General features: G+C 69.0%; 12 protein-coding genes. All 12 read left to right on the top strand.

All coding sequences use genetic code 11. The features are described from left to right. The 12 genes from BMX97_RS14390 to BMX97_RS14340 all read left to right on the top strand — a co-directional run bounded on the left by BMX97_RS14390 (position 1) and on the right by BMX97_RS14340 (position 15822). Complete coding sequence (locus tag BMX97_RS14390) at positions 1-579, top strand: hypothetical protein (protein WP_091751184.1); 579 nt, start codon at positions 1-3, stop codon at positions 577-579. A gap of 599 nt (positions 580-1178) precedes the next feature. After that, positions 1179-1370 (top strand): hypothetical protein, encoded by a 192-nt coding sequence (locus BMX97_RS33700; protein WP_244538441.1) that lies wholly within the window; start codon positions 1179-1181, stop codon positions 1368-1370. A gap of 10 nt (positions 1371-1380) precedes the next feature. Beyond that, a complete protein-coding gene (locus BMX97_RS14380; RefSeq protein ID WP_091751177.1) occupies positions 1381-1815 on the top strand; it encodes a hypothetical protein in 435 nt (144 codons plus the stop codon). Between the two features lie 17 nt (positions 1816-1832). Further along, on the top strand, positions 1833-2774 hold the full coding sequence (locus BMX97_RS14375) for a phage tail tube protein (RefSeq protein WP_091751174.1): 942 nt from the start codon (positions 1833-1835) through the stop codon (positions 2772-2774). Positions 2775-3005: 231 nt separating this feature from the next. After that, positions 3006-3422, top strand: a complete 417-nt coding sequence (locus BMX97_RS14370; protein WP_091751171.1) for a hypothetical protein — start codon at positions 3006-3008, stop codon at positions 3420-3422. Positions 3423-3523: 101 nt separating this feature from the next. Further along, the gene (locus tag BMX97_RS32880) at positions 3524-3673 is read left to right on the top strand and encodes a DUF7697 family protein (RefSeq protein ID WP_177202226.1); all 150 of its coding nucleotides are present in this window, start codon (positions 3524-3526) and stop codon (positions 3671-3673) included. Further along, positions 3663-7559 (top strand): phage tail length tape measure family protein, encoded by a 3897-nt coding sequence (locus BMX97_RS14365; RefSeq protein WP_091751168.1) that lies wholly within the window; start codon positions 3663-3665, stop codon positions 7557-7559. The genes BMX97_RS32880 and BMX97_RS14365 overlap by 11 nt, the downstream gene beginning before the upstream one ends. After that, positions 7556-7981, top strand: coding sequence for a hypothetical protein (locus tag BMX97_RS14360; protein WP_091751165.1), 426 nt, complete (start codon positions 7556-7558; stop codon positions 7979-7981). The genes BMX97_RS14365 and BMX97_RS14360 overlap by 4 nt, the downstream gene beginning before the upstream one ends. Beyond that, positions 7981-8487 (top strand): hypothetical protein, encoded by a 507-nt coding sequence (locus BMX97_RS14355; protein ID WP_091751162.1) that lies wholly within the window; start codon positions 7981-7983, stop codon positions 8485-8487. The genes BMX97_RS14360 and BMX97_RS14355 overlap by 1 nt, the downstream gene beginning before the upstream one ends. A 4-nt stretch (positions 8488-8491) precedes the next feature. Continuing rightward, the gene (locus tag BMX97_RS14350) at positions 8492-8926 is read left to right on the top strand and encodes an NlpC/P60 family protein (protein WP_091751159.1); all 435 of its coding nucleotides are present in this window, start codon (positions 8492-8494) and stop codon (positions 8924-8926) included. Then, positions 8916-11927, top strand: coding sequence for a TipJ family phage tail tip protein (locus BMX97_RS14345; RefSeq protein ID WP_091751156.1), 3012 nt, complete (start codon positions 8916-8918; stop codon positions 11925-11927). The genes BMX97_RS14350 and BMX97_RS14345 overlap by 11 nt, the downstream gene beginning before the upstream one ends. Positions 11928-12009: 82 nt before the next feature. Continuing rightward, positions 12010-15822: a hypothetical protein gene (locus BMX97_RS14340; protein ID WP_091751153.1), complete on the top strand. Its 3813-nt coding sequence runs from the start codon at positions 12010-12012 to the stop codon at positions 15820-15822. The last annotated feature ends 4 nt before the right edge of the window (positions 15823-15826 follow it).

Raw genomic sequence — 15826 nt, 5'->3', positions numbered from 1 at the left:
ATGGTGCGCATCGCTCCGTTCGTCGCCCTGTCCCTGCTGCTCATCGCGCCTGCCCTGGCCGAGCCGCCGCCGACCGTGGCGCCCGGCGCGGCGCAGAGCGTGCAGCTGCAGCCGGTCGCGATCTACGGTGCCGATGGCCGGGTGGTCTCCTTCCCGGACCCGAACCGGACGATGGTCATGCCGTTCGTCCGGGCGACCGGCAGCGGCTTCATCTTCCCGGCGACCGCGTCGCCGCAGCAGTTCCTCGTCACCCAGCCGCCCGGCACCACCACCTACCGGGCCTACAACCCGTGCGCCGCGGCGGATGTCCGGATCACCAGCGTGTCGGCGCTCGAGCCGCTGATCGCGATTGCGACCGAGTACCCCGGTGTGGCGCGGATCACGTCGCGCACCGGCACCATCGACCGGTTCAGCGGCACGCGGTTCGGCTGTGGCGCCGAGACCCTGGGCAGCGCGGCCAACCCGATGGGCGGCCCGAACCGCATCGTCTCCATCATGATCGTGCCGATCCCCGGGTACCCGGCCGACCTGTCCGGCATGACGTGCGAATTCGAGCTCATGTACGGGAGCGGCGGCTGATGCGCTTGCTTCACATCGCGCTGTGCGGCGCGCTCCTGGCAGCACCTGCTGCCGCGCGCGTGCCCGGGACCGCCGGTCCGCCGGGGCTGCAAGGCGAAAAGGGCGAGCCCGGGGCGCCCGGTCCGAAGGGAGATCCTGGTGAGCGAGGACTTCCGGGAGCGGCTGGACCGCCTGGACCGAATGGCGAGCGCGGCCCCGCGGGGCCTACTGGACCACAGGGCAACCCTGGACCTCAGGGTGTGCCTGGTCCGGCCGGGGCCGCAGGCGGGAAGGGCGATACCGGTCCGGCCGGCCCCGCAGGCGCCGCCGGTGAGCGCGGTCCTGCTGGAGCGGCCGGCGCTACCGGCGCGCCTGGACCCGCAGGTAGCCCGGGCGCAACAGGAACAACGGGCCCTGCTGGTGCGCAGGGATTGACGGGACCAACCGGACCCGCCGGCCCGACAGGCGCACAGGGTTCGACAGGGTCGACTGGAGCCACCGGGGCAACCGGCCCGGCAGGTGCCGCCGGCACGCCGCGGCGCGTCGAGCGCTACACCCAGCCCGCCAACGCGAGCGGCGTCGCCACCTTCACCTGGCCCGCCTGTACCACGACGCCCGACGTGGACGTGATCCCGGGGTGGATCACGATCGGCGGCGTGCAGCAGATGGTGACCGGCGGTGTCGCTTCGCAGACCGCATCGGGCGCGACGGTCGCGGTGAAGATCTCGCAGGGCACGATCGCTCTCTCCGGCACGCCGTTCCGGCAGGCCGACACCGGCACGGCCTCGACCGTGCGCGTCATCTGCAACTGAATGGGCGCCCATGCCGAGCAAGCGTGAACAGGTCTTGCAGGGCGTCTCAGACCTGCTGAAGGCCGCCCTGCCGAAGGCCTCCCACTTCCGCAACGAGGTGAAGCCCGAGGCCATTCCGGCGAACGGCTTCGTCAATATGGACGACGGCGACCCGGGCGAGCCCGAGGTCACGCTGAATCCCACCACCTGGATCTACGAGCACGCCATCCCGGTCGACGTCGCTGCGCTCAAGAGCCGGACCGTCAGCGCCGAGTTGCGGCTGGACGCCATGCTGCAGGCCATCGGCGCGGCCGTGGCGGCGGATCGGACCCTCGGCGGCCTCTGCGACTACCTGATGGTGCAGGCCGCCACCACCGAACCGCTGACGGCGGAGGGCGCGGCCGTCTCGCGCCTGGCGCTGGTCGAGATCGTCGCCGTCTACGGCACAACCGACCCCTTGAACTGATCCCCGAGGAGAGAACCATGGCCCGAGCCCGCGGCGCGAACGCCATCATGGCGGCTGCCTTCGAGACCACCTACGGCGTTCCGCCCACCACCGGGTTCCGGAAGCTGCCCTTCGTCTCGTCCAACCTCGGCGAGGAGCAGGGCCTGATCGCCAGCGACCTGCTCGGCTACGGCCGCGAGCCGCTGCCGCCGACCCGCGACGTCGTGAACAACGACGGCGACGTGGTCGTGCCGATCGACCTGCGCAACTTCGGCAACTGGCTGAAGCTGTTCATGGGCGCGCCCACGAGCACCGATGCCACCGGCGTGCGCACCCACGTCTTCACGTCCGGCGCGGTCGCTCTGCCGTCGATGACAGTGGAGGTCGGCCTGCCCGAGGTGCCGAGCTACGGCCAGAACTTCGGCGTCCGCGGCAACACCATGCGGGTCCAGATGCAGCGCTCCGGCCTGCTCACCGCGACGCTCGGCCTGATCGCGCAGGGCGAGAACAAGCTGCCGTCCTCGGCTGCCGGCACCCTCGCCGAGGCCAGCGTCGAGCGCTTCAGCCCGTTCCAGGGCGCCATCACCCGGGCCGGTCAGCCGCTCGGGTCCGTCGTCTCGGCCGACTTCACCTATTCGAACAACCTCGACAAGGTGGAGGTCATCCGCAGCGACGGTCGGATCGAAGATGCCGACCCGGGCATGGTCATGATGTCCGGCAACGTCACGGTCCGGTTCGCCAACACCGTCCTTCTCGACCAGGCGACCGCCGGCACGCCCATCGAACTCACGTTCGGTTGGGTCACCGATGCGGCGCGCTCACTCGTGTTCACGGCGCATGCCGTCTACCTGCCCCGTGCCAAGACACCGGTGACCGGCCCGAACGGGGTGCAGGCCACCTTCGCGTGGCAGGCGGCGAAGGACATGGCGCTCGGCAAGACCGTCACCGCCACGCTCATCAACAACGTCGCGGCATACTGACCGCACTTCGGTCGGCAAGTACCTTGCCCTTCGGGGTCGGCCCTCGGTACAACAGTGTGCCTCCGCGATTGCGGGATGGATTGCACGGCAGTGGCTCCGCACCTGCCGTGCGTTAGCTTTGCTCGCCACGCCGAGCGAAGTTCCCCGCGTGCCTGGGGATCGTTGCGAGACTGCCGACCGGCAAGATGATCGCACGTCAGCGTCCGATCGCTTCTTTCTCCGCGAGGAATAATGCTCAAGCTCTCCCAGTCGGTCGAGCCGTTCTGGCTCGACGTCCTGCCCGGCGTCCGGATCCGCTTCCGGCCGATCACCGTCGCCTCGATGCTGGTCGCACGCGAAGCGGTCGGCAAGGTGTTCCGCGGCGAGGACCAGGACGACGTCGGCGCCCGCGCCAACATTGCGCTTGTGCGGGAACTCACCCGGCGTGGCATCATGGAGTGGGAGGGCATCGGCGATGCCGACGGACAGCCGCTTCCGGTCACCCGCGAGGCCGTGGATCTCCTGATGGAGAACTGGCCGGCCTATGATGCGATCGACACCCTCTACGTCGCCCCCGCCCTGGCGAGGGACGCGGAAAAAAACGCATCGTCGAGCTCGTCCGGTGGCACTTCGGCGGCGGCGCCGGATACTGCGACGCCTGCGGCGTAGAGTGCGAGGCCTGCCCGTACCGGGAGCACGCGCCCGAGACCGATGACGGCCTGACGGCCTGGGCCGTCATCCGCCGCTGCGGTGGTCAGGTCCGGGCGGGCATGGGCGCCCCCTACGCCCTCGACTTCGGCGCCGTGCTGGCGCTGGCCGGCGCCATGGGCGCCACCTCGGCGCTCCTCGCCGACGTCCTGCCGCACGTCGAGCCCGTCATCGTGAAGGCCTACCAGGAGCAGAGCGAGAATGCCGACTAGCGTCGCCATCCGCCTCGGCGTCGAGGGTGGAGCCGAGGTCAAGCGCGTCCTCACCGAAACCGGTCAGGACGGCCAGGCCGCCTTCCAGAAAATCGCCGCCGCGAGCGATGCGGCCGGCGCGGCCGTAGATCGGCAGACCGCCAAGTTCCAGCGGCTGGCGGCAGCTGCGCGCGAGGCGGAGACGCAGGCCCGGGCGCAAGCGAACATCAACGCCGTTCTCGGCGTCGGTCAGGGATCGAGCGGAGCCGCGCGCGACTCGGCCTCCGTGTTCGAGCTGCAGGCCCGGGCGGCCGACGAAGCCGCGCGCCGTGCCGAGGTTCTGGCGCGCGAGGTTGCGACGCTTCAAAGCCGGTTCGACCCGATGGCGGCGGCCGGTGCCCGCTACTCGGCCGTGCTGGCGGACATTGCCCGGGCGGAGGAGGTCGGCGCCCTCTCGGCGAACAAGGCGGCAGCGGCACGCCTCGCGGCCGTGCGCACCTTCGAGGACAGCACTCAGCGACTGGAACGCGCCGGCCTCGCTCAGAAGGCCAGCGCGCAGGCGGCGGTCAGCGGCCAGATGATCGTGCCGAACCGCGGCGCCGATGTCGTGGCATACGGTGATGAACTCGACCGGCTGCGGGCCAAGTACAGCCCGCTGTTCGCTGCCCAGCGCGAGTACCTGGGGCAGCTTGCCGAGATCCGGCAGGCCGTGCGGACGGGCGCGCTGACGCAGGCCGAGGGCACGGCGGCGATCCAGTCCACGAAGGACGCCTTCGCCCGGCAGGTGACCGACCTACGCGCCCGCGGCGATGGCCGGCTGACAGGCTTCCAGGCCCAGAACCTGCTCTATCAGGGCACCGACATCGTCGCCTCGGCGGCGAGCGGCATGTCCCCGCTCACCATCTTGCTGCAGCAGGGCGGGCAGATCGCGCCCGTGTTTGCCGGACCTGGCTCGGCCAGCATCAAGGGTGCGCTCGGGCAGGCGGGCGAGGCGGTGACCGGCTTCGTCTCCCGTATCGGGCTGGTAGGCGGCGCCATCGGCGTCGTCACTACCGCGGCGGTCGCCGGCACGGCGGCGGTGCTCTCATACCAGAACTCTATGCGAGAGACGGAACGCGCGCTGGCCGGTGTTGGTCGCGCGTCCGGCGCCAACGCGGCGTTGATCAACGCGGCGGCGCAGGCTGCGGCCGCGTCCGGCGAGGTCTCGGTCCGGCAGGCCCGGCAGTTCTCCGCCGAATACGCCTCGACCGGCCGCATCGGCATCGAGATGTATGCCGGCCTCGCCCGAACCGCGCGCGACTATGCGGCCTCGACCGGTCAGGACGTGGGCGACGCCAACACCGACCTCGTCAAGGCGTTCGGCAACCCGGATCTGGTCCGCGGCCTCGACACCCTGAACGAGAAGCTGGGCTTCCTGGACGATCGCACTCGGGAGACGGTCCGTCGGCTCGCCGAGCAGGGCGACCGGCTCGCCGCCCAGCGGGTGGGATTCGACGCCTACGCCGCGGCCCTGACCAAGGCGAGCGAGCTGACGGGGGCCTTCGGAGACAAGACCTCGGCGTTCGGCCGCGTGTTTGGCAACGTCTGGGACATGGTCGGCGAGAAGCTGGACAAGGTGCTGACTGGCGGCTCCCTGGACGAACGGATCAAGGATCTGCAGGCGCAGCTCGAGCAGACCGAGAGCCTGCGCGGCCGGTTTGGCGGGCTCCTCGACTACAGGGTCGATGCCCCGGCTAATGAACTGCAGGAGGAGATCGCACGCCTGCGCGGGATCCAGGCCCGGCAAGCACAGCAGACCGAACGGGCGCAAACGGCGGAGCGCTCGCGAGAGATCGGTGACATCGTCCGCTCGCTCGACCCCGAGCAGGCGCAGCTCGACAAGCTCCAGGGTACGGCGGAGCGCCTGCGCCGCGCCCTCTCCGACCCGATCACCTTCGGCCTCGGCCCGCGGGCCCTGGCGGAGACCGAGGGCGCCTTCGGGCGAGTGTCGGCGCAGCTGCGCACGATGACCGAGGACATGGAGCGCTTCGGCAGCGCCACCATCGCGACACAGGTGCGCGCGTCAGAGTTCGCCAACCGTGCTGCGACTCAGCGCCTGAACCCAGTCGATCGCGCGCTGGCCGATCGTCAGGAGCAGTACAACAACGAGGTGCGCAAGCTCGGCATTGACGTGACAGGGCTGTCCTCGGCGCAGGTGCGCGCCGATTACGAGGCCCGCATCGGCAACGCCGACGCCCGAGATCTTGTCGGCCTGACAGCTGCGCGGGACGCGGCCTTGAAGAACGCCTTGGCGAGAGAAGGATTGCAGCGCTCCCTCAACCTCGACACCGACACGATCCAGAAGGAGACCGCGGTCCGGGCCGAGCGCTCGCAGAACGTCAGCTCCTACATGGACCGCGTCATCGGTGCCGAGAGCGGTGGCGATCCGAATGCGCGCAACACCCGCTCGACCGCGACCGGCCTCGGCCAGTTCATTGAGCGGACCTGGCTCGCCCTGTTCAAGGAGCGGTTCCCCGAACGGGCCGCCGGCATGTCCCGGGACGAGATCCTGGCGCGCCGGACCGACCGCAGCGACAGTATCGAGCTGATCCGGGCCCTGACCGAGCAGAACTCGCGAGCCCTGGAAAAGGCCGGTCTCGCGACCACCGACCGCAACCTCTACCTCGCGCACTTCGCTGGTGCCCAAGGGGCGGTCGATCTCCTCCGGGCGGATCGCGGCGCCTCGGCGGCATCGATCCTCGGCAGCGATGCGGCCCGTGCCAACCCGACCATCGTCGGCGGCGGCCGGACGGTCGGCAACGTCCTCGACTATGCCGAGCGGGTCATCAATAAGAGCGCGCCGAACATCCGAGCCTCGGACCGTGAGACCGCGGACGTGCGCAGTCGGACCACGCTGACGGAGCAGACGACGGAGGCGGAGGCGCGCCGGCAGAAGGTTCAGGAACTCCTGAACGACGAGATCCAGCGTGGCACCGCCATCGGGCGCACCTTCGCGACGGCACAGGACCTAGTCAAGGCTTCGGCCAGCCAGATGACGCCCGAGATGGAGGCGCAGCGCAAGGTCATCCTGGAGACCGCTGACGCCTATGCCAAGGCGCAGGCGAACCTGCAGCGCAGTCAGATTGGAAAGGACATCCTGTTCGATCGCGCTCAGATCGGCCGCACGCAATCCGAGCAGGCGGTCGCCTCCCGGCTGCGCGGGACCGGCCTCGGACTCGACTCGCAGGAGGCAGACGGCCTGCGTCTCAACGATAACCTGAAGCAGACCAAGGATCTCGCGAGTTCCGCCTTCTCGGGGATGCTCGGCGATCTGCGCCAGGGCGTATCGCTCACCTCCGCGCTCACGAACGTGACCGGACGGTTCGCCGACAAGCTCCTGCAGACCGCCTCGGATCGCACCATCTCGGCCTTCTTCGATGCATTCACCAAGGGCGGGGCGGCCAACAGCAACGGCTTCCTCGGCACGATCGCGTCGGTGATCGGCGGCGGCAAGTTCGACGTCGGCGGCTACACCGGCCCGGGCGGCCGGTATGACGTCGCCGGCTTCGTCCACCGCGGCGAGGTGGTCTACTCGCAGGACGACGTTGCGCGGCATGGCGGCGTCGCGGTCGTCGAGGCCATCCGCCGGGGCGGTCTGCGCGGTTATGCTGATGGCGGCATCGTCGGCCGCAATGCCTTCACCATGCCGAGCCGGGCGATGATGGGACCCGGCAACGACGCGATTCCCGGCATCGCCTTCATCAACACTGGGACGCCTCAGGAGCAGAAGGCGCCCGCGCGGTGGGGCACCGACGAACGGGGTCAGCGCCGTCTCGAGATGACGATCGGCGACACCTTCGTGACCGGCGCCGGCACGCCGCAGGGGCGTGAGGCGCTGGCGCAGGGCGGCCGGAGGTTCGTGCGGTGATCGTGTGGCCCTCCGAACTACCGCAGCGCGTCCTCGCCTCGGGCTACAGCGAGACCATGGGTGAGGGCCGGCTGCGCACGCAGATGGAGGCCGGCCCGATGAAGGTGCGCCGGCGCTTCTCTGCGGTGGTGCGTCCGGTCCCCGCCTCGTTCCGCGTCTCTCCGGACGGCAAGGCGCGCCTTGAGCGGTTCTGGCGCGAGGAGATCGGCGGCGGCAGCTTGCCGTTTCTGATGCCGGATCAGACCCATGACGGTCTGCCGCTCCTGACCGACGACAGCCTGCAGCTGCTTGACGATCAGGGCCGGCCGCTCATCAACACCGCCTGGTGGCTGGTCATGGCCGGAGATGCACCGCTCAGCTTCACGCCGCTTCAGCGGGGTATGGCCTTCTCGGCTTCCTTCCCGCTGGTGGTCATGCCCTGATGCCGCGACTGATCTCCCTGAACGCCCGCACCGCGGCGCACGCCCAAGCGACGGACCGGATACCGGTGACGCTGACCGAGATCCGGCACCCCGAATTGCCGGAGCCGATCCGCTTGTCGAGCGACCCAACCGTGCGGCTCAGCACCGATCCGCTGAGGTACGGCACGCGCCACAAAGGCCAGGCCTACGAGTTCGTGCTGATGGGCCTGCCCTGGCCGGACGATCAGCGCGGCTCGGCGCCGAAAACCACCCTCGTGTTCGAGAACGTGGTTGCCGACATGGCGAAGCCGCTGCGCTCGATCCTGTCGCCGCCGACGGCCGACCTCACGATCGTCATGGCGGATACGCCGGATGTGATCGAGGCCCGTTACCTCAAGCTCAAGGGCACGCTGGGTACCTGGGACGCCAGCCAGATCTCGCTTGATGCGTCGCGCGAGAGCTTCGCCAATGAGCCGATGCCGTCCGGGCGGATGAGCAAGGCCCGGTTCCCCGGCCTCTTCAGGTAGGCGTATGCAGGATCACTGGTCCGCCCCCTACGTCGGCCTCCCGTGGGCCGAGACCGGCGACGTGCCCGACGGCGTGTCGTGCTGGGGCCTCTGCGTTCTCGTCTACCGCGAGGTGCTGGGCATCACACTGCCGTCCTACGCTGGTCTGTGCGCTTGCTCGGCCGAGCGCCGGCAGATCGCTGCGGCCATCGGCACTGAGGCCGGCGGTGCGCTCTGGTGCCCTGTGCCGCTCACCGCAGCCCGCGAGTTCGACGTCGCGGTGTTCCGGGTAGGCGAGCTCGACGCTCACGTGGGCCTCGTCTGCACCCAGACACAGGTGCTGCACATCACGGGCGGGCTCGACAGCGCCGTGGTCGACATTCGCGCGCCCCGCTGGGCCTCGCGCTTCTCCGGCCTCTACCGCCACGCCGCCATCATGGATCGCTCCTGTGCCGCGTGACGTGTCGGTCCTCGCCCTCGACAGCCTGTTTGATGCCGGGCGTCGTCGCGAGATGGTCTCGCCGCCGGGTTGCAGCATCGCGGAGATCGTGGCGATTGCGTTCCCGGGTCTCGCCGAGGGACTGCGTAATCGCCTCCGGGTGACGATCGACGGCCGGGTGGTACCGATGGGGATGTGGCGCGGCACCCGCCCACGCCCCGGCACGCACCTGCTGATCCAACCGATCCCGGCCGGCGACGCGGCGCGCAATATCCTGACGATCGCCGTCACGGTCGGCGCCATCGCGCTCGGGCAGTTCTACGGGCCGCTCCTGGCCGGATCGCTCCTCGGGCTGGGCGGCGCCGCGACCGGCCCGCTCGCCTCGCTGATATCCGCCGGCATCACCGGCACGACGCTGCTGGCCGGCACGCTGCTCATCAACGCCCTTGTGCCGCCGCGGGCCGATGCCAAGGAGAAGCCCAGCTATTCGATCCAGGGCCTCCAGAACCAGCTGACGCCGGATGCGCCGGTGCCGTTGATTCTCGGCAAGATTCGGTTCGCACCGCCCTATGCCGCCACGCCCTACACCCAGGCGGTCGGTGATGAGCGCTACGTCGTCGCCGCGTTCCTCCTCGGCTACGGCCCGCTCGCGGTGCGCAACTGGCGTATCGGCGAGACACCGATCGAGCGCTACACCGACATCACCATGGAGACCCGTCAGGGCTACGCGAGCGATGAGCGACTGTCGCTCTACCCCCAGCAGGTGCTCGAGGAAGCCCTGTCCGTCGCGCTTAAAACCGCGCAACTCCCGACTGGCGGCCCGCAAATCCGTACCACGGCCTCCGATTGCACGGGCTGTGAGATCGACATCACCAGCACCGGCATTTACCAGGTCAATAAGGACGGTGCCTACCAGAACTTCACGGTCAGCATCGGCGTCCGCTACTGCAAGTCCGGCACGAACAACTGGATCTCGGGCCCGGCGATCAGCATCACGTCGAACAAGGCGAAGGCACTGACCCGCACGACGCCGATTACGTTCCCGGAGCGCGGTCGCTACGACATTGAGTTGACCCGCACTACCACCGATTGGGACGAGGCGGATCAGTCGAACAAGAGCATCCAGCGCCACGGAGTCACGGTATGGTCCGTCCTGCGCTCGTTCCGCCCCGAGTACCCGATCGATTTCCCCCAGCCGCTGGCTCTGGCCGCCTGCCGCATCCGTGCGACCGGCCAGCTGAACGGTACGCTCGACGCGCTCAACTGCGACGTGGCTACCCTCTGCCCGGATTACGATTTCACGACCGGCACGTGGGTCGTGCGCGAGACCAACAATCCGGCGAGCCTATTCCCTTATGTGCTCACCGGCCCGGCCATGGCCTACCCGCTCACTCCAGGGGAGGTCGGCGCGATGGAGGCGTGGCACGATTTCTGCCGGCTCAAGAACCTGACCTACAACCGCGTCCACGATTACGAGGCCAGCGTCCTCGAGGTGCTGGGCGACATCGCCGCCGCCGGCCGGGCCAGCCCGCACGATACTGGCGAGGTCTGGCAGGTGGTGATCGACCGCGCCCTGTCCGTCGTCTCGACCCATATCAGCCCGCGGAACTCCTGGAGCTACCAGGGCAAGCGGCCCTATGCCGTGTTCCCGGATGCTTTCCGGGTCAGCTTTCTCGACGAGACCAACGGCTTCGCCAAGGCCGAGCGGCTGGTGCCCTGGCCCGGGCATAGCGGCGAGATCCGCGTCACCGAGAAGATGGACATGCCTGGGGTCACGAACCCCGCCATGGTGTGGCGCGAGGCGCGCCGTCGCCAGTACGAGCTGATCCACCGGCCGGACACCCACACGGTCAACCTTGACTGGGAGGCGATGACCATCCGGCGCGGTGACCGCGCGCAACTGAGCCACGACGTCCTTGAGCGCACCATGATCTCGGGCCGGGTGACTGCGGTCACGACGGTCGCCGGCAGCGCCATGATCTACCTGGACGAGGCCGTGACCATGGAGGCGGGCGAGAGCTACGCAATTCGGTTCCGGCGAGCGGACGGCGCGACCTTGCTGCGGACCGTCGCCACGGTCCCCGGCACGACGCACGCGGTGCGGCTGACCGGCATCGGTGACGTGCCGACCGGGCCCACAGAGGATGATCCGTCGGGCGAGCTCGCCATGTTCGGCCCCGCCGCCCGGGAGAGCTTCCCGGTGACGGTGAAGGGCATGGAGGCGCTTTCCGACCTCGGCGCTCGCGTGACCTTTATCGATCACGCTGCGGAGATCGAAGCGCTAGTGGACGCCGAGGTGCCGCCGGCGTGGAGCGGCCGGGCCGGCGCTCCGGCGCAGCAGCAGGCCGGTACGCCGCTGGCACCGATTGTCGACAACGTGGTCTCGGGCGTACTCGCGTCCGACGCCGCGACCTCCACCAACCCCGTCCCGGTCGTTGTACTTGTCCGGTCGCCTGCGCTTGAGACGCTGACCATCGCCTCGTTCGAGGTGCGCCATCGCAAGATCGGGGCTGGCACGTGGATGTCGGCGCCTGGTGCAGCCGCCGCCGGCGCGGTGGTGCTGCCCGGCTATCAGAAGGGCGACAGCATCGAGCTTCAGGCCCGGGCGATCTCGGCCGGCGGAACGCCTGGCGACTGGTCCACCCCAGCCCTGACGCACCAGGTCGCCGCTACCGACCCGGCCGCGCCCTCGGCGCCTCAGACTCTCACCGCCACGCAGGTCACCGGCGCGAGCTCGCGGACGATCCGCGCCACCGGCACCTCGAGCGCCGACCCGAAGAGCGCGGCGACCCGCCTCTACATCGCCGTCGGTGCGAGCGCGTCGTTCTCCGCCGCCACCGCCTATACCGGCGACCAGGTGAGCGGTCCGAACACACCGCTGCCGCCCGTTGATCTCACCACCCTGCCGAGCGGCGCGGCGCTCGCTGCCGGCACATACCGGCTCTGGGCGACGGCGCTCGATGGCAACAGCCCGCCGACCGAGAGCATCCCGTTCGGGCCGGTTTACGTCACGCTCTCCTAATCCGCGGCCCGCCGGGGCCGCTCCCCTCCATCCATCCCGACAGGGTGCCGTAGCCGGCGCCTCTCCAGTGCTGGACAATCGCATGACCGCTGGCATCCGCTCCTCCAATTTGCCGCTCGGCGTCCTCGTCGAGGTGCTGGGGCATGCCGAAGCCGGCAACGGGCAGCGGAACCTAGTGCGGGCGCCACTTGATGCGCTGGCCGATGCTGTGCGCGGCATCGTCGTCAACGACCCGAGCGGCGTCGCGAACCTGCGGGTGGCGCTCGAGGCGTTGAGCAATGTCGTCAACGGCAAGGCCTCCCAGGGCGATCTGGCGACCGTACAGCAGGCTCTCGCGCCGCTGCAGCAGGCCGTCGGCGGCAAGGCGGACGCGAGCGCCGTCGCGGATCTCCTCGCCCGCATCCTGCGCATCTACGCCGGCCTCTATCCCGCCGAGCGCCCTGGCGACAACCCGGTCGCGTTCACGGCCTCACGCGCTGGCGGCGATCCCGACACGCTCTCGCCCCTCGACACGGTCGTCTACCCAATCCGGGTCGTCGGGGATGGCTTTGGCGTCGAGATTTCGGGCTCGCGCGAGGTCTGGGAGCGGACCCTGCACGCGGCCGAGACCACTCGCCTGTGGCGCGGCCGGTGGCGCTACGTGCGGACCGCGCCGTCGCAGGACCCGTCGGGGGACAGCATCGTCGCACTGGTGCAGTGGTACGGCGCGGATCGCTCACTGATCGGCAGCCCCGTCCAGGTCGATGCAGCCACGCCCGCGGTGGGGACGCCGCGCGAGTTCAGCGCCTTCATCGGCATTTCTGGCGTGACGGGTGTGACGGTCTCTCGTCCGGCCGGAGCCGTCTACTTCCGCGTCGGCCTGAAGAGCTACGGCGTCGAGGGCCGCACGGTCCTGACCGACCTGCACGCCGGCGATATCAGTGACATCGACGACGCGATCCGTCGGCTTGTCCCGCCTGACGCCTTTCCGGCCCTCTCGGCGCGGATCGACGAGGTTGTCGGGGATCTTGCAGATGAGGTCGCCGCCGCCCGTCAGGCAGAGTCTGCCCTGGGTGTGCGTATCGACAACATAGACGATAGAGGCGACCAGTTTACCCAGGCGATCGGCAACCTCCAGACCGAGATTTTCGATGGTCGTGGCGGCTATGCCAATCTCGCGACGCGGCTCGCCGCCTCCGACCGTGCAGGCGGTCTGACTGCCGGGGCTTCGTTCCTCGCGCGCGTCTCGGCCCAGGCCCAAGCGTTCAACGGCGCAACGCTCAGCCCCTACCAGAGCAAGCCAGACTTCTCAGTTTCAATTCCCGCCGGATCGTCGGGTGCTGGGACCTACGTGGCGGCGATGCGGTCGTTTACCCCCGACGAGATCGCAGCCCTCGTCGGGCAGGTTGTCGTGTTCAGGACCGTCTACGGCGTCTCGCGCCCGGACTTCCTGGCCGAGAAGCCTCTTGACCTAGCGGTGCGGGTGCTGCGCTCCGGCACCTACGTCAACGACGGCATCGTTCTCAGCACCCGCCAGGACGGGCTTTTCATCACGCGCGTCTGTGCCTACCGGGTCACCGCGGCCGACAGCCTGATCGGCCCCATCATCCAGATCGGGTCGACCTCCACGGCCAACGCCCATGTGATCCGGATCGAGAGCGTCAACTTCCGCGTCGAGACGACAGATAACGACTCGCGCACCGGGTCGGACATTCTCTTGGATCGCCGGTTCGCCGAGGCCACCCCCGGCATCGGGCCGGTCTACGATGTCCTCGTGCCGGCGCCGCAGCTCCGTGCCGGCGCCGCAGGGTATGTCGAGGGGCAGCCCCCGGGTTTCGGCCTGCGCATTCCCGCGGGCCAGACCGGATCGGGGTCGGTCCTGTCGTTCGGCGTCAAGGTGGATCCGGCAGACGCCCCCCTGCTCGCCGGGCGGACCGTATTGGTGACGGCGACATTCACCTCGACGACCGCCCGTTCCATCACGATCGGCATGGTCACCACGCCGATGGCGGATGCCCCCCGTCAGGTCGCGGTGACACCGCTGGCGGATGCGCAGGTCTCCAGCTTCCGGCGAGTGGTCCAGTTTGAGGCCACCCTGACCGGCGACGAGATCGTGCTGGCGCCCTACTACGGGCTCTTGAGCGATGCCGTAGCGAGCGCTGAAGAGCACCTTATCCTGACACAACTGACGGCCCGGATCGTCGCAAGCCCGAGCGACGCGATGACGCTCGCCGAGGAGAACGCGCTGATCGCGGCTCGGCGTCTCGCCGCACGCGCCGCCGTCACGATCCCGGCCGCAGCCGACACCTACGCCGTCACGCTGAAGGTCCGGCAGGACGGGACGGGCGATTTCGCATCCGTCAAGGCGGCTGCATTCTCGATCAGGGACAGCTCGGCGTTCAAACGCTACGCGATCGACTTCATCGGCACCTACGATGAAATCAGCATCCGCCTGCCGCGCTTCACCGACCTCGTCGGGCATGGCATCGCTCGCTCGTGGTTGCGCGGCTACCAGGCTCCGTCGACGCCGATCGACCAAGTCAATAACAATTCAACAGTTGATGTTGACGTTACGTGTCGTTTCCTGGACTGCCGCATCACTTGTCAGAATATGAGATATCCGGTCCATTCGGAGACCAACGGGGCGGTCCCTGACATCGACGAGCGAGTCTTTGATTGCGAATTCGAGAACTTCGGCAACGACGAGGTCCGCGCCTACGTCTCCAGCCAGGGCGGAGACCCCAACACCGTCTTCGCGACCCTGTCCCCGTGGGGTTACGGCTGCTCGTCGGGGCAGACGCTGCTCATCGAGCGCTGCACGATGCGAGGCGAGAACGGGTTTTACGTCCACGATAATAAGGACTTCACTCGCCCGTCGAAGCACGTCGTGCGCAATAGTAAATTGATCGGACGCTCAGAGTACGGCACCGGCATCATCGTGCAGCCACTCGGCGGTGGGGAGCCGCTGGTCGTCGAACTCATCGGCAACCAGATCTCCGGCCACTTCCTGCTCTCGCCCTTCCCCTGGCTGACCGCCGACCCGGCCCTGCAGCTCGCCGACCGGGCGTTCCAGTTGCGCGTGAGCGGATACGGCAACACGCCCTTCGCTTACGACTGCCAGGATCTCGGCGCCCGCGCGCTGCGCATCGAGAGCGCCAGCACGGCGGCGGGTACGGCCATCGCGGTCAGCGGCTCCGCCGTGGCGGCCATCTTCGGCGCCGTCACCGTCGATCGCAGCGGCGGCGGCCTCCGCGGTGCTGTATACGGCGCCTGGGAGGTGGCCGGCATTCCCTTCGGCCTGTCGCAAACGGCCGGCCTGACCACGCTCGGTCAGCGACTCGGGGATTGCCGCACGACACCCAAGACGCTCGTCGTGCAGGTCAACGGCGGCACGAGCTATACAGTCACCTTCTCGGCCGATCACCGCGCTCAGAGCAACGCCACCGTGCTCGGGATCATAAATGGCGCTCTCGGGTCGGCCGCGACCGCATCGCTGATGGACGTGACCGAGCGCTGGCGCCCGGCCATGCGGGACGAGGAGATCGAGGTTTACAACGGCGGCGCCACGGCTATCCGGCGCAAGCGGGCCGTGGCCTATGCGTCGTCACAGCGAACCTGCCGCCCGATGTCCGCCGACGACCCGGCTTCCGTGTTTGCCGGGATCGCCTACGAGGACATCCCGCCTGGAATGACGGGCCGCGTAAAGAAAGGAGGCTTCGTTCGGGTCGGGACCGATCTCGTGCGCGGCGACAATGCAGGTTTCATTCGCGGCGATAGTTTTGGCCTCGATGCCAACGGGCTCTGGATAAAAAATGCGACAACCCCCTTGTTGTGGGCAGTAAATGAACTCGACGTTGCATTGCCGGATCTGGGCCGGATCGCAGCCCTTCGCGATCAGCTCAATTCTTCGTTCTGAGGCT

It is taken from the genome of Methylobacterium sp. ap11, from assembly GCF_900110515.1.
Classification (GTDB): Bacteria; Pseudomonadota; Alphaproteobacteria; order Rhizobiales; family Beijerinckiaceae; genus Methylobacterium; species Methylobacterium ajmalii.
The sequence above is the reverse complement of the archived record's forward strand: the minus strand, read 5'-3'. Positions and strand labels throughout refer to the sequence as shown.